Source organism: Nonomuraea sp. NPDC026600, from assembly GCF_040638335.1.
Taxonomy (GTDB): Bacteria; Actinomycetota; Actinomycetes; order Streptosporangiales; family Streptosporangiaceae; genus Nonomuraea.
Window position 1 is genome coordinate 73,590 of sequence record NZ_JBEZYD010000036.1, and the last position, 25,197, is coordinate 98,786.

The window sequence follows — 25,197 nt, forward strand, 5'->3', positions numbered from 1 at the left end:
TGCCGCGCTCTAGAGTGGGCGTGACTAGGAGCTCGTGGTTGGCGGGTGACATGGCGCGTCCGGTGGCACGCAAGGCGAACTCTCCCCTGAAGCCAGTACCGATGTGGGGGCAGCTCGGCTACTCAAGGTATGTGTACCGGGGCGGCCATGGCCCGGATGCCGTCGAAACGCCTACCGCGCTGCCGATGCTCCTCGCACCGCTGGCGCAGGATCCTGAATTCACGCATCAGGGTGTGTCACAGTGCGGCCGTTGTGGCGTACTGGTCACGGTGAAGAAGCGGCGTACCCCTTCCAAGCTTTCGCGTCTTGCGGCGAAGAAATATTGGGTCGCCGGTTTTTCGGGTGGCCTGTTGCTCTCGATCATGGGAGTCATGGTGTTCTTCGCGCAGATGCGGGGCGCCACGGACGGGACGCCCGGCATGCTGACAACGGCGTTCACCCTGTCGGGGCTGTTTTTCCTTTGGCTGCTGACCGGCGTCATTGGCGAAATAGTAAGAGATTGGGGTTTTGCCTGCGAAGCAGGAAATTCAGGAGATGTCGACTGCACTCATGTCGCAAGGATGGTGGATGCCCCTAAGGGGAGCTGACGTCAACCGCCGAAGCCGCTGGACCGCTCCGGCGCCAGGTCAAGGCCGCCGCGGCGGCGAAGGTAAGGGCCGCGCAGCCGATCTGGGCGAGGGCTGTGGGGGCGGATGAGAACGGCACGTCTCCGAGGTTGCCGAGGGCCGCTGCGGGCAGGAACAGCAGCAGCGCCGCCCGTCGCCCCACGGCCGATCGGCACGCGTATCCGGCCGCCAATGCCACCACGACGAGCCATGGCACGGGTTTCCAGGTCACGATGTCGTGGTAGACCATCACATTCACCCAGAGCACTATGGCCTGGCCAGCGGTCAGTCCTACCAGCGCGAGCGGTCCCCACAGTAGGAAGGCGCGCCAGGGGATGAGCGTGATCGCACGGTGCGCCGTGGGGAAGAAGGCGATGACGACCGCGGACACCTCGGCCAGCAGGACGGGGCCGGGGTTCGGGAACATCAGCACGTCCTGCTCCAGCAAGTACGGGTGACCGGCCTTATAGAGATAGAGCGAGAACGCGACTGCGCCTGCCATGGCGATCCAACGACGGCCGAGGAGCACGGCCAGCACGGGCAGGGCCGCGACGACGACCGTCTCGGCTACGAACGGGATCCAAGTCGGCCGTTGCAGCACGCCCGCGAGGCCGCGATTGCGCAGGGACTCGGCGGCCAGCACGAACTCGGTCGACAGCGCGCTGGCCAGTATCAGGAACGGCCACAGCGCCAGGGCGAGGGCCAGACCGGCCCGCCAGGCGGGCGCGGAGACCAGGCCGAAGGCCCGCCGCCCGTGTACGCGCAGCGCGCCCCACAGCAGATCGGCCGTGTCGGACGGATCCGGGCGGGTTTGGCCAGGCCGTGCCCCGGCCAGCAGCACGCTGATCATCTCCTCCTCGTGCCGCGCTCGGTGGTCGCGTGGGTAGCAGGTCAGGAGGCGGCGATAACGGGCTTCCAGCGGGCTCATGCCGTGCCTCCCGAGCCGGCGGCACGCAGGCGTACGGTGGCCGCTCGCGCATGTCGGCGCATCCGCTCGGCCTCCGCCGCCAGCCTGGCCATGCCGTCGCCGGTCAGCCGGTAGTAGCGCCGGATCCTGCCGTCCACGATCTCCTCCCGGTCCTCGGCGATGAGTCCTTCCGCCTGGAGGCGGTCGAAAGCGGCGTACAGGGTGCCGGCGCGCAGGCGGACCTGACCGTCGGAGATGCGCTCCACGTCGGTGATGACGCCGTACCCATGCTGTGGACCGGCGGCGAGCGCGGTCAGGATCAGGAAGCTGGGCTCCTGCATTTGCCTCATGTGATCAATATATACTGATCATCTTTATATCAGAGGCTCTCGAGTGGCCACAGCTCCCATAACCGGACGGTCTTGTCCTCGCCGGCCGTCGCGAGCAGGGATCCGTCGGGGCTGAAGGCCGCGGTGGTGGCCCGCCGGCCGTGCGCTGTCCGTAGGATCTCGCGGGCTTCTGGGCCGGCGCCTACGTCCCAGAGCACGACGTCGGGTCCGGGACCGGCGGTGGCGAGCAGGGTGCCGTCAGGGCTGAGCGCGACGTGTCCGGATTTCTCGGGCACCGTCACGAGGGCGGCGCCGGAGCCGGCGTCCCAGATGTAGGTGACGTGGTGGCCCGCGGTGGCCAGTCGGGCGCCGTCGGTGCTGAACGCGACGTCACGCGCCCCGAAGACCCACGGAGGGCCGGGGACCGGTTCGTACAGCCTCTGGAGCGCCACGCCGGTCCGGGCGTCCCAGATCTCGGCCTCCCAGCGCCGGTCCTGTGACCATCCGCCGGAGGTGGCGGTGGCCAGGCAGGTCCCGTCGGGGCTGAACGCGATGCCGGTCGGGGCGGCCGGGTGGGCGATGCGCAGGAGTTCGGCGCCGTTCGCCGCGTCCCAGATCCGGGTGGTGCTTCCGTTGCCGCTCGACGCTATGTTGGCGCCGTCAGGGCTGAAGGCCACCGCCCGCACGCCGCCGTCGTGGGTGATCTCCAGGAGTTCGGCGCCGGTGGAGGCGTCGACGATCCAGATCTTCCCGGCGGTGAGATCCCTGGTCCTGAGGTCGAGGCGTTCTCCGGTGATGGCGAGCCGCCGGCCGTCGGGGCTGATCGCGGCCGTCCAGCCCATGCTGGACAGGCGGCCGAGGGCGGCGGTCAGACCGCTGCCGTGGCGGAAGACGCGCTGGGGCCGGCCGGTCAGGTCCGCCAGCGTGGTCTTACCTTTCCCGGTCCACGCCAGGCCGGCGCCGTCCGGACCGAACGTGACGCCCGAGACCATTCGGGCGGTCTCGATCGTTCGCAAGAGCACTGGGCTGAGCTCCAGGTCCATGCGGCGGGGCACGGGGAGGCGGGCGCCGATGACAGGCTGGGCCGCCGGGATGCGGGCGCCGATGACGGGCTGGGCCGCGCCGGTGGGCGAGGGTGCGTGGCGGGCGGCGAGGCGCGTGTGGCGGGTGGCGAGGTGGTCGTGGAACTCGGCGTGCCGGAACTGGTAGAGCGGGCCGACCGCGCGCAGCAGCCCGAGGCGGTGGGCGTCGTCCAGGAACGCCATCAGCCGGCGTGGCAGCCGACGCCCGCGTGCCAGGCTAAAGGTGGCCAGAACGTAGACCGGCCACGCGTGCTGCTTGCCCGACACGGCTCCGTACGCCGCTCCGGCCGTGGCCAGGACCAGGATTCCCACCGCCACCTCGCTCGGGGACGCGCCCGCCGCCCCGATCGCGACCGCGCCGATGAGCGCGCCGAGGAACCCCCCGACGAGCAGCCGCACGAGGTTGAGCCTCCGGTCCGCACGCCAGCTCGTGAGCGGCGTGCTGGCCCGTCCGTCCACGGCCGGCGCCTCGGCCCACCGCACCACGGCGTCTGTCAGAGAGGTGAGCAGGAACGCGGGTCCGAACAGCAGCACCACGACGACCGTGGCGGTCAGCGCGTCCGTGAGTGGCTTGCCGGTGATGAGGTCGAACACCGCATACCCGGCGGCGAGTACCAGCGCCGTCCAGATCACTATTCCGAGCGTGAGGGAGAGCGTTGACAGCAGCCGGCTGAGCAGCGAGAAGGTTCGCCGTCTGAGACGGAGGTCGACGTAACCCGGCTGGTCGTACGCCCACGTCCCGTGGTCGCTGTGGCTGGCCCCCTCCCGGTAGGCGATCACGATCCCCATGCCGCCGACGACGAACCACCAGCTGAAGTCCTTGAGCAGGACCGTCGCCAGGATCAGGCCCCACGCCCCGCTCACCAGCAGCAGCGCGAGCATGACCCCGGGGCCGGGGGGCGGCCGGCGGAGGGTCGTGGCCGCGAGCCGCCACCAGGCGAAGTCTCTGACTCCTATGCTCTTGCCGCCCACCTGCACGCTGTCGGTCTCGACGGGGGTGCGATCGAGCAGCCCGGCCAGGTGGCTGAGCCATTGGGTGACCTGTTCGGGCTGGTAGAGGCGGTGCGGCCGGAACAGGTCGGCGTCGGACCCCTGCGCGGGCGGCCGAGCCTCGATGAGGGCGGGGATGAGCCGGTCGAACAAGTGGGCGCGCAGCGCGGCCGCGGTGGCGAAGCGGGCGGGATTCAGCAGCGGGGACGGGTCGGTGGCCGGGGTGGCGGCGTAGACGGTACGCAGCAGCCACAATCCCAGAGGGCTGGAGACCGTCTCCGACAGCGGCGTCACCTGCCCGTCCCGCAGCCGGTCGAGAAGGCGCTGCCAGCCAGGATGAGGCACGGTCCGGGCGAGGATCTTGTTGAGATAGCCGGCGGCGGCCGCGGCCGACAGGGGCTCGGCCTTGACCACGGCCGCGCGGTCCAGCGCCTGCGCCGCATCGGCGTACTCGGCGGTGCGGCTGGTGATGACGAGCCGCGTCTCCGCGGGCAGTGCCTGGTTGAGCTCGGTCAGCACCGCCGGCAACGAGGCGGTGGGCATCTCGTCGAGCCCGTCCAGGACCGGCACGATCTTGCCGTCGCGGAAGAGCAGGCGCACCGTGTCGGTGCCGAACGCGCGCAGCGCCGGATAGCCCTGCTCCATCCGATCGGCCAGCCAGTCGTCGAAGTGCGCGAACTCCTTGACGTCCCAGCTGTTCATCGACAGCAGCACCGGCACCGGCTCCTGGGCGCCGGAGTCCCGTACCAGTTCGCGGACGAGCTGGATCGCCAGCGTCGTCTTGCCCGCTCCCGCGCCGCCCAGCACCACCAGGCGGCGGCCTGATCCCCGGAAGCGGCCGGCCAGACCTTCGATCTGGTCGCTCGATCCCGACCAGGTCACCTCTCCGCCGACGGCGACGCCATCAGGACCGTCGAGGAAGCGCGGCTCGTCGATCATGTTCCACCGGACGGGCATCGGGTCCGTCTCCAGCGCCAGCACCCGAACCGCCTCGTTGTGCCACTGGTCCTTCACCATGGTCCGGAGGGCCGTGAGCGCGGGCTCCAGCTGTGCGACTTGGCCGGTGTCCCGCTCGCGCAGCGCGGGTAGCACGATGACCAGGCCGAACAGGCCGGTCAGCAGCCAGTTGAGCGGGCTCCACCACCACGCGTCCACTTCGACGGTGCTGGTCGCCATGTTCCCCACCAGGCTGATCGCGACGCTCGCCGCCGCGATCGTGACCGGTGGCACCTTCCGACGACCCCTGCCCCTGGCGCGCATGCGCTCAGCATCGTGGTTGCGGCACGCCGGGTTCAACACCCAGGAGCGAGGTTAGGCCGGACATATCGGGGCAGGACCCGCAATATGTCCGGTGGGGGATGGTTCTCCCGGTGGCCGGTGGTTCGGCAGCTCAAGGGAGAGGACGGCAGGGGCGACGCCGTGCGCTCCGCCCGTACCGACGCGCTGACTCCCCGCATCCAGGAGGCGGACAAGGTCGCGCGGTCGGTCTGTCCCTATTGCGCGGTCGGTTGCGGGCAGCTCGTGTACGTCAAGGACGGCCGGGTCACGCAGATCGAGGGGGACCCCGACTCGCCCATCTCGCGTGGGCGGCTGTGTCCCAAGGGGTCGGCGAGCAAGCAGCTCGTCACGCATCCCGGCCGCCAGACCCAGGTGCTGTACCGGAGGCCGCACGGCACCGGTTGGGAGCGGCTCGACCTCAGCACCGCGATGGAGATGATCGCCGACCGGGTGGTGCGGACCCGGCGGGAGACGTGGCAGCAGACCCATGAGGGCAAGGTCGTGCGCCGCACGATGGGCATCGCCGGGTTGGGCGGGGCGACGCTCGACGACGAAGAGAACTACCTGATGAAGAAGCTGTACACGGCCCTCGGCGCGATCCAGGTGGAGAACCAGGCGCGTATTTGACACTCCTCCACCGTCCCCGGTCTGGGGATCAGCTTCGGGCGTGGTGGCGCGACCACCTTCCAGCAGGACCTGGCGGGTGCGGACTGCATCGTCATCCAGGGCTCCAACATGGCCGAATGCCATCCGGTGGGGTTCCAGTGGGTGGTGGAGGCCAGGGCGCGGGGGGCGAAGGTGTTTCACGTGGATCCGCGCTTCACCCGGACCAGCGCGCTGGCCGACCGCCACCTGCCGATCCGCGCGGGCAGCGACATCGTGCTGCTCGGGGCGCTGATCAGCCACGTGCTCCGCAATGAGCTGGACTTCCGCGAGTACGTGCTGGCCTACACCAACGCCGCCACGATCGTGTCCGAGGACTTTCGGGACACCGAGGACCTCGACGGGCTGTTCTCCGGCTTCGACCCGGAGACGCGTACGTACGACCCGAGTAGCTGGGCGTACGAGGGGACGGGCGAGCAGGCGCCGGGCGAGCACCTGGAGGGCGGCCGGCACCACGCCGCAGCCGCCGGGGCGGACACCTACGGCTCCGGCGGTGCCGCCGCGCATCCCAGCGCGGCGACGGATCCGACGCTGCGCCATCCGCGCTGCGTCTACCAGATCCTCCGGCGGCACTTCGCCCGCTATACGCCGGAGCTGGTCGAGCGGCTGTGCGGCATCTCGCGCCAGGACTTCGCCGAGCTCGCCGACGCGATCACCGCGAACTCCGGCCGGGAGCGCACCACGGCCTGGGTGTACTCGGTCGGCTGGACCCAGCACACGGTGGGCGCGCAGTACATCCGCACCGCCTCGATCCTCCAACTGCTGCTGGGCAACATGGGCCGGCCCGGTGGCGGCATCCTGGCGCTGCGCGGGCACGCCAGCATCCAGGGCTCGACCGACATCCCGACGCTGTTCAACCTCCTGCCCGGGTACCTGGCCATGCCCCACGCCCACCGGCACGAGGGTCTGGACGACTATCTGGCCCGTGAGGGCGGCGAGAAGGGCTTCTGGGGCCACCGGCGCTCCTACCTGGTGAGCCTGCTCAAGGCGTGGTGGGGGGAGGCGGCGACCGAGGAGAACGACTTCTGCTTCGACCACCTGCCGCGCCTCACCGGCGACCACGGTCACTACACCACCGTGATGGGTCAGATCGACGGGACGGTGAAGGGCTACTTCGTGATCGGGGAGAACCCCGCCGTAGGCTCCTCCGGCGGCCGGGCGCAGCGCCTCGGCCTGGCCAACCTCGACTGGCTGGTGGTACGCGACCTGACACTGGTGGAGACGGCCACCTTCTGGCAGGACGGTCCGGAACTGGAGACCGGGGAAATGCGTACCGAGGACATCGCCACCGAGGTGTTCTTCCTGCCTGCCGCGAGCCACGTGGAGAAGGAAGGGACGTTCACCAACACCCAGCGGCTGCTGCAGTGGCGGGAGAAGGCGCTCGACCCGCCGGGCGAGTGCCGCAGCGACCTGTGGTTCTACTACCACCTCGGCAGGCTGGTCAGGCGACGGCTGTCCGGCGACGAGATCGACCGGCCGCTGCGCGAGCTGACCTGGGACTATCCCGAGCTGGGGGAGCACCGGGATCCTTCGGCGTCGGCGGTGCTCCGCGAGATCAACGGGGTCGGCCCGGACGGGCGGGCGCTGTCGGCCTACACCCAGCTCAAGCCGGACGGGTCCACGAGCTGCGGCTGCTGGATCTACTGCGGGGTCTACGCCGACGAGGTCAACCAGGCGGCCCGGCGCCGGCCGGGGCGGGAGCAGTCCCCCGTGGCACCCGAATGGGGCTGGGCCTGGCCGGCCAACCGGCGGATCCTCTACAACCGGGCCTCCGCCGACCCGCAGGGCCGCCCGTGGAGCGAGCGCAAGGCCTACGTCTGGTGGGACGCCGAACGCGGTGAGTGGACCGGCCACGACGTGCCCGACTTCGAGAAGGGCAAGCCGCCGGACTACGTGCCGCCCGAAGGCGCCAAGGCCGAGGCGGCGCTGGCCGGGATCGACCCGTTCATCATGCAGTCCGACGGGAAGGGCTGGCTGTACGCGCCGGCGGGGCTGGCCGACGGCCCGCTGCCCGCGCACTACGAGCCGCACGAGTCGCCGGTCGGCAACCCGCTGTACGCCCAGCAGGCCAACCCCGCCCGCGAGATCTACGCGCGGCCGGAGAGCCCCTACAACCCGCCGGAGTCGCCGCGCTTCCCCTATGTGCTGACCACGTACCGGCTCACCGAGCACCACACGGCGGGCGGCATGAGCCGGCCGCTGGCCTACCTGGCCGAGCTGCAGCCGGAGTTGTTCTGCGAGGTGTCCCCGCGGCTCGCCGCCGAGGTGGGGCTGGTCAACGGCGGCTGGGCGACGATCGTCACCACCCGCACCGTGATCGAGGCCAGGGTGCTGGTCACCGGCCGGGTCCGGCCGCTGCGCATCCAGGGCAGGGTGATCCATCAGATCGGCCTGCCGTACCACTGGGGCTGGGGCGGTGGCGGCCTGGTGACCGGCGACGTCGCCAACGACCTGCTGCCGCTGGTGCTCGACCCGAACGTGCACATTCAGGAGAGCAAGGCCATGACCTGCGACGTCCGGCCCGGCAGGCGGCCGAGAGGCCGGGCGATGCTCGATCTGCTGGAGGGTTACCGCCATGGCTGAGCGGATGGGCTTCTTCACCGACACGAGCGTCTGCATCGGCTGCAAGGCCTGCGAGGTGGCCTGCAAGGAGTGGAACCAGCTGCCCGACGACGGGTTCGTGTTCGAGGCGACGTCGTACGACAACACCGGGGCGCTCGGGGCGAGCACCTGGCGGCACGTGGCCTTCATCGAGCAGTCGCGTCCGGTGCGGGCGCCTGACGACGGCGCTGATGAGGGCATCGAGCGGTGGCTGATGTCGTCGGACGTGTGCAAGCACTGCACGCACGCCGCCTGCCTGGACGTCTGCCCGACCGGTGCGTTGTTCCGCACGGAGTTCGGCACGGTGGTGATCCAGGAGGACATCTGCAACGGCTGCGGCTACTGCGTCTCGGCCTGCCCGTACGGCGTGATCGACCGCAGGGAGGGCGACGGACGGGCGTGGAAGTGCACCATGTGCTACGACCGGCAACGCGGCGGCCTCGAACCGGCGTGCGCCAAGGCGTGCCCGACCGACTCGATCCAGTTCGGCCCGCTCGACGAGCTCCGCGAGCGGGCAGAGGAGCGGGTGGAACGGCTGCGCGCCGACGGGCACACCGAGGCCCGGCTGTACGGCGAGAGCCCGGACGACGGGGTGGGCGGCGCGGGCGCGTTCTTCCTCCTGCTGGACGAGCCCGAGGTGTACGGGCTGCCGCCCGATCCCGTGGTGACCACCCGCGACCTGCCGTACATGTGGCGCTGGGCGGGGGCGGCGGCGCTGTCCCTGGCCGGGGCGGTGGCGGTGGCCTTCGCGGGGTCGCGTAGGGGAGTGCGGCGGTGACGCGGGAGCGGGCGATGGTGCCGGAGGCGGAGTTCCGGTCCTACTACGGGCGGCCGGTGCTCAAGGCCCCCGTCTGGCACGAACCCCATATGCCGGCATATCTCTACTCGGGGGGTCTGTCGGGGGCTTCGTCGGTGATGGCGGTCATGGCCGGATTCACCGGGCACGACCGGCTGGCGCGCACCGCCCGGGTCGCGGCGGCGGTCGGCGCTGCCGCCGGCACCGGGTTCCTCATCGCCGAACTGGGCAGGCCTGAACGTTTCCTCAACATGTTCCGGGTGTTCAAGCCCACCTCTGCGATGAGCCTGGGCTCCTGGCTCCTGGCCGCCCAGGGCGGGCTGTCGGCGGTCGCCGCCGCGACCGAGCTGACCGGGATCCTGCCCGCCGTGGGAGACGCGGCAGTCCTCGCCACGGGCCTGACCGGCCCGCTGACCGCCACCTACACCGCCGTCGTGGTCGCCGACACCGCCGTACCCGCCTGGCACGAGGCCTATCGGGAGCTGCCGTTCCTGTTCGCCGGGAGCGCGCTGGCCAGCGCCGGGGCGGTGGGCATGCTGGCGACCCCTCGGGCGGAGGCGGGGCCTGCTCGGGTGGTGGCGGTGGTCGGGGCCGCCGTGGAGAGTGTCGCGGGCGTGGTGATGGAACGGCGGCTCGGGCTGGCCGGGGAGCCGTACCGGGTGGGGAAGGCGGGGCGCCTGATGCTTTCGGCCCGCGTGCTGACGGCCGGTGGCGGGCTGCTCGCCGTGGTCTCCGGGCGCAGCCGTGCCCTCACCGCGCTTTCCGGTCTCGCGCTGACGGCGGGTGCGCTGTGCACCCGGTTCGGCATCCTGGAGGCGGGAAGAGCGTCGGCCGCCGACCCGAAGTACACCGTCGTTCCGCAGCGGCAGCGCCTCAACACCTGAGGTGGCAGTTGCCCGGCGAGACCGCGGCGGCGAAGGACGGGCCGGGGCAGTCGGCGAGAAACGCGTCCCTCTGGGCGATGGCTTCCGTCAGTGGATGTCGGGGTGGTCGGGTGGGGAGCACCTGATGTTAGCGATCGCGTGGCGGCGGATGATGCGTGCAGCAAGGCACGCCCGTTTCGACCCCCCACGATAGGAAGGCTTGTCCATGCGACCTCCCCGCCGGTTACGGCGATGGCGGCTGGGCCTGATGGCGTTTGTGGCCGCCCTCGTCACGATCATGCTGGCCAGCGCTCCGGCGCTTGCCGGGCCGCCTATTGTGGCGCCACCGCCGGTCAAGCCGACGCTCAAGCCCGTCCCGACGTTCCCCACGCCCCCTCCGACCATCGACCCGACACCCACACCCACGCCGACACCTACGCCGACCAAGCGGAAGTTCAAAATGGCGGTGGTCGGCGACAGCTACACGAGTGGTGAGGGCGCGAGCCATGACAGCGTCTACGTTGGGTACCCGGGCCCCGAGGACTGGCGGCATCAGTCCGGCTACGCGCCGGCTCACCTGGCATGGGCCTATCTGGAGCAGGGCCGCTATCCCTTCGGAACGTACACGATTCGGCCCGTCGAGATCCGCTCCACCTGGGCTTCCGACGAGCTGCACTTCAACGCGTCGTCGGGGGCCGAGACCAAACATCTCATGAGCCAGCATTGCGAAAACAACAATTGCACCGTGGTGCGTAACCCGCCCCAGATCAATGGCGTTCCCGCGGACTCCGACATCGTCTATTTCGGGCTCGGCGGCAACGACGCCGGCTTCGGGTCGATGCTGTCGACCGCGATCGCGGCCCACTACGTAGGCGGCATGGATGAGGACATCCACGACCCGGAGGCATACAAGCACCAGGCGCGCGATGTCCGGCTTGAGGTGAAAAAGCTGACGAAGCGGATGCCGCAGGTCTCGGCGAACGTCGAACAGGCCCTGGTGGACACGAGCGCGAAGGCGACCAAGGCGGAGATCGTCGTGGCGCTCTACCCGTTGGCCCTCAAGGCGTCCGGCAACGCCGACACGAAGCAGATCACCGGCGCCGCCCTGGACGAGATGTATCCGTTCGCGGTCGCGGTGAACAAGGCGATCACAGACGCGGTCGAGCGGTTCCGCGTCAGGTTTCCGAACATCAAGGTCCACGTGTTCAACCCGAACGCGCCGGGACCGAACATCCCCAGCGCGGTGGCCGGTCATGAGCTCGGCCAGCCGGATGCGTACTTCAACGGGCTGAAGACCCGGTACACGCTCTTGGGGGTGAACAAGGTCTTCAAGCTCAACCAGGAGAGCTTCCACCCCAACGAGCCGGGCGCCGTGGCGATCGGCAAGGCGCTGGCGGGCTTCATGGCCCGCGAGTTCCCCGACCTCTTCCCGGACGGGCCCGACTTCACTCACGTCAACACCAATCCGCAGGCCTGGGTGGAGGACCCGGAGGGCGAGCGGGCGTTCGAAGAATGGGCACACGCTCACCCGGAGGAGATGTGTGACGGGACCGACGTGGACAGCGTCTGCCATTACATCGGCCCGAACGGTACGACCAACTTCCCGGTGACCGTGGTGACCGATCCGATCCCGTGGCCGGCGATTCCGGGGGCACCGGTGGTGAGCGGCGGCAGCGGCGGCGGATATGGCAGTGATCCGGGGTACAGCTGGATTCCCGCCACGTACACCTACCCGACCGGCGAGACGAGCGGAACGGGCGGCACGGGCGGTTCGGGCGGCACAGGCGGTTCGGGCGGCACAGGCGGTACCGGTGGCACGGGCGGCACCGGCGGTACCGGTGGCACGGGCGGCACCGGCGGTACCGGTGGCACCGGCGAATCGGGTGGCACGGGCGAATCGGGTGGCACCGGCGGGGCCACGAACACCCCCAACAGCGATCCTTGCGCTCCCATAACAGCGGTTCCGACCGATACGGCCATGCAGGCCTCGACGTCCGTGGTGAGCGGGGGCGGCCTGCGAGCGCCCATCACGCTCATCTGGATTCAGTTCGGGAAGATCGTGCCCAAGGCGGACCCCTGCATGCCCAACATCAACGTCAACGACGACGTCACCGAGATAACAGACGAGGAGTGGGCCTAGACCACAGCCGGAGCCGCCGGGCGGGCGCATGCCGTCCGGCCGCTCCAGCCGTCATCCGATCGCGGGGAGGTCGCCCTGACCCGCCAGCCGTCTGGCCAGCGCCACCCGGGAACGCACGTCGAACTTGCTGAAAATGCGCGCGACATGGGTTTCCACCGTCTTCTGACTGACCTGGAGCCGCTCGGCCACCTCCCGGTTGGTCAACCCTTGACTGACGAGTTCGGCCACCTGCCGCTCCCGCGCTGTCAGCGCTGTTTCCCGCGCCGCGTGCCGGGGGCCGCGTGCGGCGAGTTGCCGCTCCACCCGGGCCAGCCGGCCGGCAAGCCAGTCCGCGCCCGATTCCTTGTAAGCGGCCTTGGCCCGGCCGATTTCGGCGCGGCACGGCGCCACGTCTCCCATGCGGCCGTAGACGGTGGCGAGAAGCTGATGCGCCAGGCCGCGTTCGACGACGGCGCCGCTCTCGCCGAACCGCTCGGCGGCGATCTGGGCGGCGGCCGCGGCTCCAGCCAGGTCGTCGTGGCCGGACAATGCGCGGGCGCGGGCGTCGTACGCGGTGCCGAGGTGGTAGGCGAGTCCGTCGGCGGTCTCGACCGCTGCCGCCGACCGGGCGAGCGCGGTAGCGACGTCGCCCTCGGCTCCGGCGCGGATCGACTGCACCGCCAGCCGTTCCACCTCGGTGTCGCGGGTAAGGACCGATGGCAGTGGATGACCCGGCTCGGCACGGCCCGCGGCGAGGCGGACCCGGGCCACGGACACGTACGCCATCGCCTGCCACCACGGCGACCCGGGACCGGCGGCGACGATCTGGTCGGCGAGCGTCATGGCGGGACGAACGCCGTCCCGCCACAGCACCGGCAACAGCATGACGCACCGGGCCATCGCCAGCGTCTCGCTGCTCTGGACGTACTCGGATGCCGCGACGGCGTGCTCCGCGATGTCGATGGCCTCCGTCAGGCGGCCGGCCCTGGCCTCGTGGCGGGCTTGGACGATCAAGAGGTACGGCATCGCGTAGCTGCGGCCGGACATCGTCGCGAGGTCGATGCCCCGGGCCAGGTGGCGCGCGGCGTCGGCGGGCCGCTGGAAGCTGATCTCGCTCCAGGCCAACGGCGCGACGAGTTCGACATGCGGCACCAGAGTGGTGTCCGATGCGCTGTCCATCAGCCACCCGGCACGCCTGCTGTGCGTTCGTGCCGCGGTGATGTCGCCGTCCTGCAGGCACGCCACGGCCAGCAGGGCGTACGCCGCGGCGGCGAGCGCCGGATCGGTGGTTTTCGAGACGAGCCCGAGGGCTTCGAGCGCATGCTGGCGGGCACCGTCAGGATCGGCCCGCAACATCGCCACGGCGGCCAACTCCGCCAGGAGTTGCGCCCGCACCCGCCGGTCCTGCCCGGCCCGGTGGGTCTGTGCGCTCACCAGGGCCCGGGCCTCGTCCAACTGGCCGAGCATGCGGGATATCACGGAGGAGAAGGCCACCGCCGCCGAGGCCACGTCGTGCGGCAGGTGGATGACCTCATGGAGGATGCGCCGGCTTTCCGCCAAGGAGCCCATCACACCGGTGCCTCGCGCCAGCCCGGTGAGCAGCCCGCCGCGATACGGCACGAGGTCGTCGCGTTCGGGCAGCACGCGCAGCGCCTCGCGGAGCAGCCGCACCGCGGTCGCCGGCGCCGAGTTCAGATACGCGATGCCCGCGTCGGCCAGCGTCCTGGCGGCCTGCTCGTCACCGTGCTCGGCGCACCGCTCGGTGTGGTGGGCGAGCAACGCCAGCGATCCGTCGTTGCGGCGCAAGTAGTCGGCGACCCGGGCATGGGCGGCGACGCGCCAGCTCGCTCCACACGTGTCGTACGCGGCGGCGCGTACCAGCGGATGGCGGAACGCGAACCGCGCGCCCGCCAACGTGCCGAGACCCTGCCCGCACAGCTCGTCCACGGCGGCAGCGGCGGTCTCGGCGCCGAGCTCGGCGACATGGGAGATGACGACGAGCGATGCCAGCTCGCCGGCGACCGCGGCCGCGTGGGCCGCCCGCCGGCCGGTCGGGGTGAGCTGGTCCAGCTCACTGCGCAGCACCGCCAGCAGTGTCTGCTCAAGGGCGAGTGTCGCCCCGGGCCGGCCGTCGGCCAGTTCCGCCAGGGTCGTGTCGCCGGCGTCCAGCAACGCGCGCAGGAACAGGGGATTGCCACCGCTGACCCGGTACATCAACCGCCGCCGGCGCGGGTCCACATCGGACGGCATCAGTGACGCCGCCGCGTCCTCGTCGAGCGGAGCCACACTCAGCCGGGTGACGCTCGGATCATGCCGGGCGACGGCATCGCACACCACCGGCGGGATCACGCTCGACCGGCAGGCGATCGCGAGCAGGAACCCGGCGGCCGGCGGGCGGCGGAGCAGGAACTCGGTCAGTTCGAGTGACGGCGTGTCCGCCCAGTGCAGGTCGTCGAGTGCCAGAACGGCGCCGCGGCCGGCGGCCAGGTGGGTCAGGAGCGCTCGGATGCCGCGATAGGTGTGGTAGCGATCCAGCTGCCCCTGATCGGCCTCGCCTGCCGACAGCAGAGTACGCAGCGCCGCCTCCGCGAGATCATCGGCGCCGGGAGTGCCGTCGGACAGCCGGGTGAAGGCATCCACGTACATGCCGAACGGGACGAGCCGCTCGAACTCGGTGGCACTGCCGGCGAGCACGGTCCGCCCGGCCGCGTGCGCTCGCTTGACCAGGTGCTCCAGCAGCCGGGTCTTGCCCACCCCCGGCTCACCGTCGATGAGGACCAAGCGGCATCCCGCATCGGTGACGGCCGCCTCGATCCGGGCCAGCTCACCGGCCCGCCCGACCAGCTCAGGCCACAGCGGCCGGACAGATCCCACCCTCGCCTCGGTCACGCGTCCTCCGGTCACCTTGAGTGCCGGTGCGCAAGCCGGCGATCACGCCAGGATCGGTCGCACGGTCAACAGACAGATGATCTTACAGATACACGCCGATGTCCATGGAGGGTCTACTCGCCCTGCAACGACCCAGGTGAATGGCGGGAAAGTTCGCCGCTCGGCCGCCCTGTCGTCGCGGCTGGCGCCTGGCAGGGCGACACGTTCGTCGCCGAGCTTTATGTCATCACCACCCCGCACCGGGTTCGGCTGGTGGTCGACGCCGACGCGAGGACAGCGGTGGCGACGTGGAGCACCGTGCCCCTGACCAGCCCCAGTCTGGCGTTGCATGTGCGGTCGCCGCTGATGACACGGCCCGACGTCGCGTAGGTGATGTTGGCTACGGGATGTCTTGTCACCCGGCGTTGGTCTGGTTCGGACCGTGGTTGATCATCGATGGATGCGGGTGTTCTCGGCCTCTCGTCCGGAGTTCATCCACCCGTTCACCGGGCTGCAGCCGTCGGGTCGTAGTCCGGCCAGCGTGAGCGTGACGAGCCGGTCGATCGCGTCCGTAGACGGCAGGTCGGCGGCCGCGGCGAGGGAGTGCAGGCAGTAGGTCGCCAGTTCGCCGGGGGCGACGTCGGCGCGGATGACGCCCGCGTTGGCGGCCTCGGTCAGTACGTCGCGGACCAGGTCGTGCAGGTGCCGTTGAGCTTGCGCGACGCGCTCGTCGCGGTGCAGCAGCGCACTCAGCTCGGTGCCGGGGTGCCGGTGTGACATCTCGTGGGCGATGTGCGCGTAGACGGACAGCACAGCGTGCAGTTGTGCGGCGGGGTCCACGGCGGACGCCCTGGCGTCGGCCAGTTGCTGGAGGTGGCCGGTGACGTGCTGGTCGTGCCAGGCGACGAGGATCGCCTCGACCTCCGGAAAGTACTTGTAGAGCGTCGCCCGCCCGATGCCGGTCCGCTCGGCGATCCGCGCCATCGTCACGGACCGCAGCCCGTACTCGGCCACGAGCTCGGCGGTGGTGTCGAGGATCGCCTGACGCACGTCGCGGCGGTGCGTCTCGATGGTCTCGTTCCACAGCCTCGGCATGAACTCGATGATACACCGTGACAAGCATCAAGACACGCTGCAATTGACAGAGACACTATGTACAGCAAAACTGAGCCTCGCTGACATCGGCTAGCGACCAAGATCTTCAAGATCGGGGAAGACAGATGAGTTATCTCGATGTGCCCGGGGCTCGGCTCTACTACGAGACCCACGGCAGCGGCCCGACCATGGTCATGATCGCGGGGGCGGGCGGCACGGCCGACGTCTTCCGGAGGGTGACCGAACACCTCATGGCGCGGTACACGGTCGTCATCTATGACAGGCGCGGCTTCTCACGCAGCCGTTTGGACGGACCGCAGGATTACGGCCGCCGGTTGGCGACCGACGCCGACGACGTCCGGCGGCTGATCGCGCACATCGGCGACGACCCCGCGATCGTCTTCGGCGCCAGTTCCGGTGCGATCGTGGCGCTGGCCCTGCTCACCTGGCATCCGGACGTCGTCAGCACGCTCGTCCCGTTCGAGCCGCCGGTCATGCGGTACCTGCCCGACGGGCAGAAATGGATCGACGTTTTCGCGGAGCTGTACGAGATGTACCGCCGTGCCGGCATCGGGCCGGCGCTGGACGCATTCCGCGACCGTACCTTCCCTCCGTCGGACCGGGAGGTCATGGCCGGCGCGCCACGCAACGACGCCAACGCCGCCCACTGGTTCGAGCATGAGCTGCGCCAGTACCCGGCGGTCGAGCTGGACCTGGCCGCGCTCCGGACGTACGCCGACCGGATCGTGTTCGCGGCCGGCCGCGATGGACACGGCTACCCGGCGCACGACGTCACCGAGCTACTGGGCCAGACGCTCGGCCGGACCGCGGTCGAACTGCCGGGTGGGCATGTCGGTTGCGTTTCGCACCCCGAGGGGTTCGCCCTTGGGCTCGTCACGGCGCTTGAACGGACCGGCGCACCGATCCCGCAGAGTCCGACGAACCCCGCAGGCAACGGCCACGGCGATTCGGGCCCACCAGCCGGGTCATAACGGTAGCTACCATGCGATCTGCTGATGGCGCGGACGAGAATCCAGCCGCGTACCCACGATTGCGGGTCTCCTCACTTGATGATCATCTGATAGCGCAACTCGCGACCGTGGGCCACCATCGTCATCACGCTGACCTCGATCGGCGTTCCGTCGTCAGTTCGAACGATGCGGGTCAGGAGCAGAACCCAGTCCTCTGGTCGAAGGCCGAGAGCCTGTCGCTCTGTCTCGGTCGCAGGGCGGGCTCCCACGGCTTCTTCCGCGCTGTGCGGGTAGTAGCCGAGCTGGGCGAGAAGGGTGGGAGCCCCGCCAGGGATCTTCCGCATCTCGGCGAGCCGAGTGCCACGGGCGATGGCCGCCGGGTAGTAGGAATCGGCGAGTTCCGTTGGCCGGCCGTCCGCGAGCACGAGACGGCGGCGGACGAAGGCGGTCTGATCTGCGGCCAGTCCGAAGGCCCGCACGACTTCCTTCGGCGGTTGGACCTCTTCCACGGCCTGAAGGAGGTGGGTCCCGACCTTGCCGTGCTGGGCGGCTTCCTCTGCCCATGCATCAGGCTCTCCGGGACGCCGCGGCCGCACGTAGGGCGCGGAAACGCTGACCCAGCCCGCGTCTTCCATGCGCTCCTCCTTCGGTGGCGGAAAGCTGTTCAGGATTTCTCGCCAACCGAGAAATATTCTTGAATTCCTCAGGGTCTTTTCGGCCTCCATAGCCGCAGGACCTGGGCTTATCTGCTGACGTTCCGACTGCTGCGGATGTTGACAAGATTTCAGTCGTTCGTCGGTGGTCGGCTATCGCGCAGGGGCCTCAGCGCGCCGCCCCAGGCGATGACGTCTTCCAGCATGGCGCTTACCGCGTCGTTCTGGTGGACCTGTGGCTTGAGCTCCTTGAAGTCGATGAAGTCGTGGTGCATCTGCAGCGCCACGTGGTGGCGGACGTCGGCGATTCCGAGTGCGGCCATGGTGCTGCGCAGGTGCTGAATGGCCCGGCCCGCGCCCTCCATGCCATATCCGACGAAGCCCGCCGCCTTGTTCCCCCACTCGTGATAGACGAAGTCGAGTGCGTTCTTCAGAACGCCGGGAAAGCTGTGGTTGTACTCCGGAGTGACGAAGACGAAGGCGTCCAGCGAGGCGACCTTCTCGGCCCAGCGGCGGGTATGCGGCCGGGTGTAGTCCGCCCCCATCAGCGCGGGCACCGGCTCGTCGAGCTGCGGCAGGTCGTAGTCCATAAGGTCCACCAGTTCGAACCGCGCACCGCCCTGTCTCTTCGCCTCGTCGAGGACCCAGCGGCCCACCGCATGGCCGACGCGTCCGGGGCGAGTGCTCGCGACGATGATGCCAACCTTGATCATTGGATTGCCCTTCGCTTCATGTTCAGGGCCGGCTGTCTGACGCCGGCGGCAGCCAGCGTACGTAAGAGCCAATGAGATGATCCATGCGTCAGAATCCCCCATAGATACGTCATCGTCCTCGACTGCCGCCTGACGGAGGACTGAAGTACCCTGCGGCGATGGACGTGCTGAGTCAAGTGATCGATTCCATGCGCTCAGGCCGGCCCCGGTTCGCCCGCATCGCAGGGCATGCTCCGTGGGGAGGCCGGCTCCAGCCCGTCGCAGGCGTGGCGTTCCACGTGATGCTGCGGGGGGCCTGCACACTGATTCCCCATGCGGGCGATCCCGTCGCGCTGAGCATGGGCGACGTCGTGCTGCTCCCCAACGGGCACGCTCACGAGTTGGCCGACACTCCCGGTGCAGAGCCGCAAGACGTTCCACTCACGAGGGGAGAGGAATTCCGGCTCGAACCGCAGGCCGTGTCGCTGGGACTCTCCGGCAGGCCGGTCTCCGCAGTGGTGCTGAGCGGAATGTTCCCCGTTGACGAAAACCGCTGCCATCCGATCATCAACGACCTGCCGGACCTCATCCACCTGTCGGCCCAGTTGGGCCACGAGCCGCCGTTGCGCCATGTGATCGATCTTCTGGCCGCGGAGTTGGACAAGCCGGGCATCGGTACGGAGTCGGCGATCGGCTCACTGCTCGACGCACTGCTGCTGTTCGCGCTACGCGCCTGGTACGGGGAACATGGCGCCGTGGTCGGCTGGGGACCGGCATTGAACGATCGGGCGATCAGTCACGTGCTGTGCCGCATCAACAACGACCCTGGCCGACCGTGGACGGTCCACGACCTCGGCGCGGAGGCGGGGCTGTCGCGATCCGCGTTCGCCCGCCGCTTCACCGCGCTCGTCGGCCGGCCGCCACTCAGCTATCTCACCTGGGTACGGATGAACACGGCGGCTCAGACGCTCCGTGCGTCCGATGAGCCGCTGGAGACGGTGGCACGGAAAATCGGCTATGGCTCGGAGTACGCGTTCGCCACCGCCTTCAAACGGCATTTCGGCACCGCTCCCGGCGCTTACCGCCGACAGAACCCGGCGACCTCGAAAAGGCCGCAACGCCCACCCTTCGAGCGAAAGCCCTGACAGAGGCGGAAGCCGTCCCCAGGGTTATCCCTCGAGGAAAATACGGATCTTGAACGGTTGGAGCAGCGTGCCGGAGTATCGAGCCGCCCCCATCTGTCCATTGCGGGCTGATGACGGCTACCACGGGATACGGTCAGCGGAGTCGCAGGTGGGGGCCGTCCAGGGGGACCAGTTCGCCGATGACCGGCGCGCCGGGGATCTCTCCGGCCACCAGCAGGCCGCCGGAGGTCTGGGCGTCGGCGAGCAGGAGCAGGTCGTCCTCGCCGAAGCCATCGGGATCGAGCCAGGGACGCACCCAGTCGAGGTTGCGGCGGGTGCCGCCGCTGACGTGGCCGTCGCGTACCGCCTCGCGGGCCCCTTCCAGGTACGGTACGGCCGCCACGTCCACGACGGCCGTGACGCCGCTCGCCCGGGCCAGCTTGTACAGGTGGCCGAGCAGGCCGAAGCCGGTCACGTCCGTGGCGCATCCCGCTCCGGCGCCCAGGGCTGCCCGGGAGGCGTCGCGGTTCAGGGCGGTCATGGCTGCGACTGCCTGCGGGAACACCTCGCCGGTCGCCTTGTGCCGGGTGTTGAGCACCCCGATGCCGAGCGGCTTGGTGAGGGAGAGCGGCAGGCCGGGGCGGCCGCCGTCGATGCGCAGTAGCCGCGCGGGATCGGCCAGGCCGGTGACGGCCATGCCGTACTTCGGCTCCGGGTCGTCGACGCTGTGGCCGCCCGCGACGTGGCAGGCCGCGGTCCGGGCCACGTCCAGGCCGCCGCGCAGTACCTCTTTCGCCAGGTCCAAGGGCAGTTTCTCACGGGGCCAGCCGAGCAGGTTGACCGCCACCAGCGGCTCTCCGCCGACCGCGTAGACGTCTGACAGGGCGTTGGCCGCCGCGATGCGGCCCCAGTCGTAGGGGTCGTCCACGACGGGAGTGAAGAAGTCGGCGGTGGCCACGATCGCCCGGCCGCCGTCGATGCGGACCACGGCGGCATCGTCCCCGTCGTCCAGCCCGATGATCAGCTCACCCGTGGCGCCGGGGTCATGCGTGTGGAGGTCCGCCACCACGGCCTCCAGTTCGCCGGGTGGGATTTTGCAGGCGCAGCCGCCACCGTGCGCGTACTGCGTCAGCCGGACCGTCTTGGTGGTGCTTGTCATGGCGTCCTCAGGTGTCGGGTGTGGCGCTTCAGCTCATACCCCGCTGAACGAGTAGGTTTCCCCTTGGAGGCGTCTGGGTGCCTGGTGGCCCCCGCGGTCTTCAAAACCGACGAGGCCGAGGTCCTCGGCCTGGCGGGTTCGATTCCCGTCCGCCTCCGCTTTATTTTCGAAGGGTGGACCCACGAAGGCACGTACCGCGTACCGATGTCGTACTCGCCGATCCGCGGCTGGTCGCGGCGGGTGGGCGGCTGGGGCCGTCGGTCGTCAAGGAGGCCGTGACGCGGGCGCAGCAGCGGGCGCGGAGCGGTGAGATCGGGCCCGAGGAGGTCGCCGATGCGGCGGTGGCGGCGCTTCCGCCGCAGGCGGCGAGCCTGCGGGCGGTGATCAACGCGACCGGTGTGCTGGTTCACACGAACCTCGGGCGGGCGCCCCTGTCTCCTGCCGCGATCGAGGCGGTGGCCGCCGCGGCCGGTGCGGCCGACGTGGAGTTCGACCTGGAGACCGGTGCGCGGGCCCGTCGCGGGCGGGGCGCGCTGGACGCGCTCGCCCGGGCCGTGCCGGCCGCCGAGGATGTGCACGTCGTCAACAACAACGCGGCCGCGCTCGTGCTGGTGGCGACCGTACTGGCCGCTGGGCGGGAGATCGTGATCAGCCGGGGCGAGCTCGTGGAGATCGGTGACGGGTTCCGCATCCCCGACCTGCTCGGCTCCACCGGGGCACGGCTGCGCGAGGTGGGCACCACCAACCGCACCTCCTACCGCGACTACGCGGCGGCCGTGGGGCCGGAGACCGGATGCGTGCTCAAGGTCCATCCGTCGAACTTCCGGATCGAGGGTTTCACCGGCTCCGTCGAGGTAGGGGAGCTGACCGGGCTTGGCGTGCCCGTTGTCGCCGACATCGGTTCCGGTCTGCTCGTTCGCGAACCGTTGCTGCCCGCCGAGCCGGACGCGACGACCGTACTGGCGGCCGGGGCGGATCTGGTGACGGCGAGCGGCGACAAGCTGCTCGGCGGGCCGCAGGCGGGTCTCCTCCTCGGCCGCCGTGACCTGGTCGAACGGTGCAGGCGGCACCCCCTCGCCCGCGCCCTGCGGGTCGACAAGCTGACGCTGGCCGCGCTGGAGGCCACGCTGCGCGGTCCCGCCGTGCCCGTTCGGCTGGCGCTGCATGCCGATCCGGCCGCACTCGGTGACCGTGCCGCGGTGCTCGCCCGGCGGCTCGCCGACGCGGGTGTTGACGCGCGGGCGGTGCCGAGCCGGGCCGCCGTCGGGGGTGGCGGGGCGCCCGGCGTGACGCTGCCGAGCGCCGCCGTGAGCCTGCCCGAACGGCTCGCCGCGCCGCTGCGTACCGGTGAGCCGCCGGTGGTCGGACGGATCGAGGATGGGCGGTTGCTGCTCGACCTCCGTACCGTCCCTGGTGAGCGCGACGAGGACGTGGTACGGGCGATTCTCGGGGCGGGTGGCTGATGTATGTGGTGGCCACGGCGGGGCACGTCGACCACGGCAAGTCCACGCTGGTACGGGCGCTCACCGGGATGGAGCCCGATCGGCTGGCGGAGGAGCGGCGGCGCGGGCTGACGATCGAGCTGGGGTACGCGTGGACGACGCTGCCCTCGGGGCGGCGGCTTGCCTTTGTGGATGTTCCGGGGCATGAGCGGTTTCTCGGGACGATGCTGGCTGGGGTTGGGCCGGTGCCGGCGGTGATGTTCGTGGTGGCCGCGGATGAGGGGTGGATGCCGCAGTCGGAGGAGCATCTGGTGGCGTTGGAGGCTCTCGGCGTACGGCATTGCCTGCTTGTGGTGACCCGAGCCGATCTCGCCGACCCGGGACCGGCCCTTGAACAGGCACGTACTCGGCTGGTCGCAGCCGGGGTGGGTGGTGTGCTTGAGGCTGTGGTGGTGAGTGGGCGGACCGGGCAGGGGCTCGGGGAGCTGCGGGAGGCGCTGGATCGGCTGGTCGCCGGGCTTCCGCTGCCTGATCCGGAGGCGCCGGTGCGGCTGTGGATCGACCGGGCGTTCAGTGTGACCGGTAGTGGGACGGTTGTGACCGGGACGCTGCCTGCGGGCACCATTTCGGTGGGTGACGAGCTGGCGCTTGGTGGGGAGCCGGTACGGGTGCGGGCGCTGGAGGCCCTTAAGGAGCCGCTGTCCTCGGTGGCCGGTGTCGCCAGGGTGGCGGTCAACCTGCGTGGTCACGGGCTGCCTGAGCGAGGCCAGGCGCTGGTCACACCCGGTCGGTGGACGTACACCGACCTGGTCGACGTCCGGATCTCTCCCGTCGGGGACTTCCGGGACTCCGGCCCCGGGCTGGGAGGGGGTGCTGTTCCGGCGTGTGGTCCGGGAGGTGAGGGGGAGCTTGGCCCGGGAGGGGGCGCTGTTTCGGCGTGCGGTCCGGGAGATGAGGAGTGGCGGCTGCCTCGGCGGCTGATCGCGCACATCGGGTCGGCGGCGGTGGGGTGTGAGGTGCGGATGCTCGGCGGGCGCGTCGTACGGCTGCGTCTGGGCCGTCCGCTCCCGCTGCACCTCGGAGACGTGCTGCTGCTGCGCGATCCCGGCCGCGACCGGGCAGAGGTACGGGTGCTGGCGGGGGCGAGCGTGCTCGACGTACGCCCGCCGGCGCTCGGTCGCCGGGGCGCGGCGCGGGCGCAAGCCGCCCTGCTGGAGTCGGCCGCACCGGACGCCGCCTCCGCCCTGCGCATCCACCGGCTGCTGCGCGCAGCCGACCTGATCGCGATGGTCGGCACGTCCGGCGCGGACGTGGACCTGGACGGGGACGGGGACACGGACGCGGTGGTCGGCGCGTCTGGCGAGGGCGCGACCGCCAAGGCCAGTGCGCTCGGCGTGGGACCGGTCTGCGGGGACTGGTACGCCGATCCCGAGCACTGGGCCGAGCTGGCCGAGCGGCTGACGGCCACGGCGCGGCGGTACGCCGTGGAACACCCGCTGGAGCCCGGCATGCCACTCGAAGCCGCCCGCCACGACCTCGGCCTGCCCGACCGGCAACTGGTCGCCGCGCTGGTACGGCCGCCACTCACTCTCGCCGGTGGGCGGATCATGACCGGGCCCGCCGGCCTGCCCGCGCCGGTGGCTCAGGCGGTCGAGCGGCTGAGGGTGGAGCTGTCGGCGCACCCGTTCCAGGCGCCGGAGGCCGGGCGGCTGGCCGAGCTCGGGCTGGGCTCGCGGGAGGTGGCGGCGGCCGTACGGGCCGGGCGGCTGCTGCGCGTGACCGACGGGATCGTGCTGCTGCCCGGCGCGGACGTCCGGGCGGCGGAGGTGCTGAGCCGCCTGCCGCAGCCCTTCACGGTCAGCCAGGCCAGGAACGCCCTCGACACCAGCCGGCGGGTCGCGGTGCCGCTGCTCGAACACCTCGACCGGAGCAGGCTCACCCAGCGCGTGGACGAGGTCCATCACCGCTGTCTCTGACGAAGCTCCTTTTCAAGATGTCAGGTATATATTCGAATTTGGGGATAAACCATCGTCATCGGGGGGTTGCGATGGTTGGAGACCTGCCGCGGCGTCTCGTCGCGGAAGCGATCGGAACGATGTTGCTGGTTCTCTTCGGTGCCGGCTCCGTGGTGGCCGCGCTGGTCATGGGGAACAACCGGCTGGACTATGCCGCGCTCGGCATCATCTCGCTGTCGTTCGCCATCGTGGTCGCGCTCGTCATCTACGCGTTCGGCACCACGTCGGGCGCGCACATCAACCCGGCGGTCACCATCGCGCTGGCCGCGGGACGCAGGTTCCCGTGGGCTGAGGTGCCGTTCTACATCGTCGCCCAGCTCGTCGGCGCGTTCGCCGGTGGCCTGCTGATCGTGGCTGGGTTCGGCCGGCGGGCTGTCACCCAGGGCGTCGGGTTGACCGCGCTCGCCCCGGGCGTGAGCTACGGGCAGGGCATCCTGCTGGAGGCAATGGGGACGTTCCTGCTGCTGCTCACGATCATGGCGATGGCGGTCGACCGGCGGGCGCCGTCCGGCTGGGCCGGTTGGATGATCGGACTGGCCGTGGCGTGCGAGATCTTCGTGCTCGGCCCGCTGACGGGCGGCTCCGTCAACCCGGCCCGCACGTTCGGGCCGTACCTGACGACCAGCCTGTTCGGCGGTAGTGCGCCATGGGCGCTGTACGGCGTCTACGTCGCCGGCCCGATCATCGGCGCGGTGCTGGCTGTCGTGGTGTACGACCTGGTGGCGCGCCCGGTGCGCGAGGTGCCGGAGATGGTCGAACAGGGCACCGCCGGAGAGATCGTCGGCGCGCGGGAGCCGCAGAGAGAGATGGCCGAGGCCGCGCAGGGTGACATTCCGGCGGCCCGGCAGCCGCACGACGAAGAGATCCGTGACCGGGTGGGGCACGGGGGCCGCCGCCGCTGGCACCTCGGACACAGGAGGTGATCTGTGACCAAGTGAGCGAACG

Annotated in this window: 19 protein-coding genes and 1 tRNA gene; 12 read left to right on the plus strand and 8 right to left on the minus strand. The window is 70.5% G+C overall.

Features of this window, described 5'->3' with window-relative positions; all coding sequences use genetic code 11:
* Nucleotides 1–38 precede the first annotated feature (38 nt).
* On the plus strand, nt 39–587 hold the full coding sequence (locus AB0F17_RS50710) for a hypothetical protein (protein ID WP_358039318.1): 549 nt from the start codon (nt 39–41) through the stop codon (nt 585–587).
* On the opposite strand, the gene AB0F17_RS50715 is transcribed toward AB0F17_RS50710, so the two are convergent.
* Genes AB0F17_RS50715 through AB0F17_RS50725 form a run of 3 tightly spaced genes read right to left on the minus strand, consistent with a single transcriptional unit; the run spans nt 574 to nt 5,089 of the window.
* Complete coding sequence (locus AB0F17_RS50715) at nt 574–1,533, minus strand: hypothetical protein (protein ID WP_358039321.1); 960 nt, start codon at nt 1,531–1,533, stop codon at nt 574–576. The genes AB0F17_RS50710 and AB0F17_RS50715 overlap by 14 nt on opposite strands.
* Nucleotides 1,530–1,862, minus strand: a complete 333-nt coding sequence (locus AB0F17_RS50720) for a helix-turn-helix transcriptional regulator (protein ID WP_358039324.1) — start codon at nt 1,860–1,862, stop codon at nt 1,530–1,532. Before AB0F17_RS50720 ends, AB0F17_RS50715 begins: the two co-directional genes overlap by 4 nt.
* Before the next feature lie 29 nt (nt 1,863–1,891).
* A complete protein-coding gene (locus AB0F17_RS50725; protein ID WP_358039327.1) occupies nt 1,892–5,089 on the minus strand; it encodes an NACHT domain-containing protein in 3,198 nt (1,065 codons plus the stop codon).
* Here AB0F17_RS50725 and AB0F17_RS50730 point away from each other — a divergent pair.
* The 5 genes from AB0F17_RS50730 to AB0F17_RS50750 all read left to right on the plus strand — a co-directional run bounded on the left by AB0F17_RS50730 (nt 5,076) and on the right by AB0F17_RS50750 (nt 12,254).
* Nucleotides 5,076–5,228, plus strand: a complete 153-nt coding sequence (locus AB0F17_RS50730; RefSeq protein ID WP_358039330.1) for a hypothetical protein — start codon at nt 5,076–5,078, stop codon at nt 5,226–5,228. The two genes, AB0F17_RS50725 and AB0F17_RS50730, sit on opposite strands and share 14 nt — an antisense overlap.
* A 29-nt stretch (nt 5,229–5,257) precedes the next feature.
* Nucleotides 5,258–8,437 (plus strand): formate dehydrogenase, encoded by a 3,180-nt coding sequence (fdh, locus tag AB0F17_RS50735; RefSeq protein WP_358039333.1) that lies wholly within the window; start codon nt 5,258–5,260, stop codon nt 8,435–8,437.
* Entirely contained in the window at nt 8,430–9,233 is an 804-nt protein-coding gene (locus AB0F17_RS50740) for a 4Fe-4S dicluster domain-containing protein (RefSeq protein ID WP_358039336.1), read from the plus strand. The genes fdh and AB0F17_RS50740 overlap by 8 nt, the downstream gene beginning before the upstream one ends.
* A complete protein-coding gene (gene nrfD / locus AB0F17_RS50745; RefSeq protein WP_358039338.1) occupies nt 9,230–10,135 on the plus strand; it encodes an NrfD/PsrC family molybdoenzyme membrane anchor subunit in 906 nt (301 codons plus the stop codon). Before AB0F17_RS50740 ends, nrfD begins: the two co-directional genes overlap by 4 nt.
* Nucleotides 10,136–10,340: 205 nt before the next feature.
* Nucleotides 10,341–12,254 (plus strand): hypothetical protein, encoded by a 1,914-nt coding sequence (locus tag AB0F17_RS50750; protein ID WP_358039341.1) that lies wholly within the window; start codon nt 10,341–10,343, stop codon nt 12,252–12,254.
* Between the two features lie 51 nt (nt 12,255–12,305).
* Here AB0F17_RS50750 and AB0F17_RS50755 read toward each other — a convergent pair whose 3' ends face one another.
* Entirely contained in the window at nt 12,306–15,122 is a 2,817-nt protein-coding gene (locus tag AB0F17_RS50755; RefSeq protein ID WP_358039344.1) for an AAA family ATPase, read from the minus strand.
* A 429-nt stretch (nt 15,123–15,551) separates the two neighbouring features.
* A complete protein-coding gene (locus AB0F17_RS50760) occupies nt 15,552–16,196 on the minus strand; it encodes a TetR/AcrR family transcriptional regulator (protein ID WP_358039347.1) in 645 nt (214 codons plus the stop codon).
* Nucleotides 16,197–16,321: 125 nt separating this feature from the next.
* On the opposite strand from AB0F17_RS50760, the gene AB0F17_RS50765 reads away from it, so the two are divergent.
* Nucleotides 16,322–17,188, plus strand: a complete 867-nt coding sequence (locus AB0F17_RS50765) for an alpha/beta hydrolase (protein WP_358039350.1) — start codon at nt 16,322–16,324, stop codon at nt 17,186–17,188.
* Nucleotides 17,189–17,259: 71 nt separating this feature from the next.
* Here AB0F17_RS50765 and AB0F17_RS50770 read toward each other — a convergent pair whose 3' ends face one another.
* Nucleotides 17,260–17,892 carry a UTRA domain-containing protein gene (locus AB0F17_RS50770; RefSeq protein WP_358039353.1) on the minus strand — a complete coding sequence of 211 codons (633 nt, stop codon included), beginning with the start codon at nt 17,890–17,892 and terminating at the stop codon, nt 17,260–17,262.
* A gap of 59 nt (nt 17,893–17,951) precedes the next feature.
* Complete coding sequence (locus AB0F17_RS50775; RefSeq protein WP_358039356.1) at nt 17,952–18,533, minus strand: NAD(P)H-dependent oxidoreductase; 582 nt, start codon at nt 18,531–18,533, stop codon at nt 17,952–17,954.
* Between the two features lie 158 nt (nt 18,534–18,691).
* Between AB0F17_RS50775 and AB0F17_RS50780 the strand changes: the two genes are divergently transcribed.
* Complete coding sequence (locus tag AB0F17_RS50780; RefSeq protein ID WP_358039359.1) at nt 18,692–19,657, plus strand: AraC family transcriptional regulator; 966 nt, start codon at nt 18,692–18,694, stop codon at nt 19,655–19,657.
* A 133-nt stretch (nt 19,658–19,790) separates the two neighbouring features.
* On the opposite strand, the gene selD is transcribed toward AB0F17_RS50780, so the two are convergent.
* Entirely contained in the window at nt 19,791–20,795 is a 1,005-nt protein-coding gene (gene selD, locus AB0F17_RS50785; RefSeq protein ID WP_358039362.1) for a selenide, water dikinase SelD, read from the minus strand.
* A gap of 65 nt (nt 20,796–20,860) precedes the next feature.
* Between selD and AB0F17_RS50790 the strand changes: the two genes are divergently transcribed.
* The 4 genes from AB0F17_RS50790 (at nt 20,861) to AB0F17_RS50805 (ending at nt 25,175) form a co-directional block, all read left to right on the plus strand.
* Nucleotides 20,861–20,954: transfer RNA gene (locus tag AB0F17_RS50790), tRNA-Sec, on the plus strand.
* A 14-nt stretch (nt 20,955–20,968) separates the two neighbouring features.
* A complete protein-coding gene (gene selA, locus AB0F17_RS50795) occupies nt 20,969–22,258 on the plus strand; it encodes an L-seryl-tRNA(Sec) selenium transferase (RefSeq protein ID WP_358039365.1) in 1,290 nt (429 codons plus the stop codon).
* The gene (locus AB0F17_RS50800) at nt 22,258–24,213 is read left to right on the plus strand and encodes a SelB C-terminal domain-containing protein (RefSeq protein WP_358039368.1); all 1,956 of its coding nucleotides are present in this window, start codon (nt 22,258–22,260) and stop codon (nt 24,211–24,213) included. The genes selA and AB0F17_RS50800 overlap by 1 nt, the downstream gene beginning before the upstream one ends.
* A 71-nt stretch (nt 24,214–24,284) precedes the next feature.
* On the plus strand, nt 24,285–25,175 hold the full coding sequence (locus tag AB0F17_RS50805) for an MIP/aquaporin family protein (protein ID WP_358039370.1): 891 nt from the start codon (nt 24,285–24,287) through the stop codon (nt 25,173–25,175).
* Nucleotides 25,176–25,197: the final 22 nt, after the last annotated feature.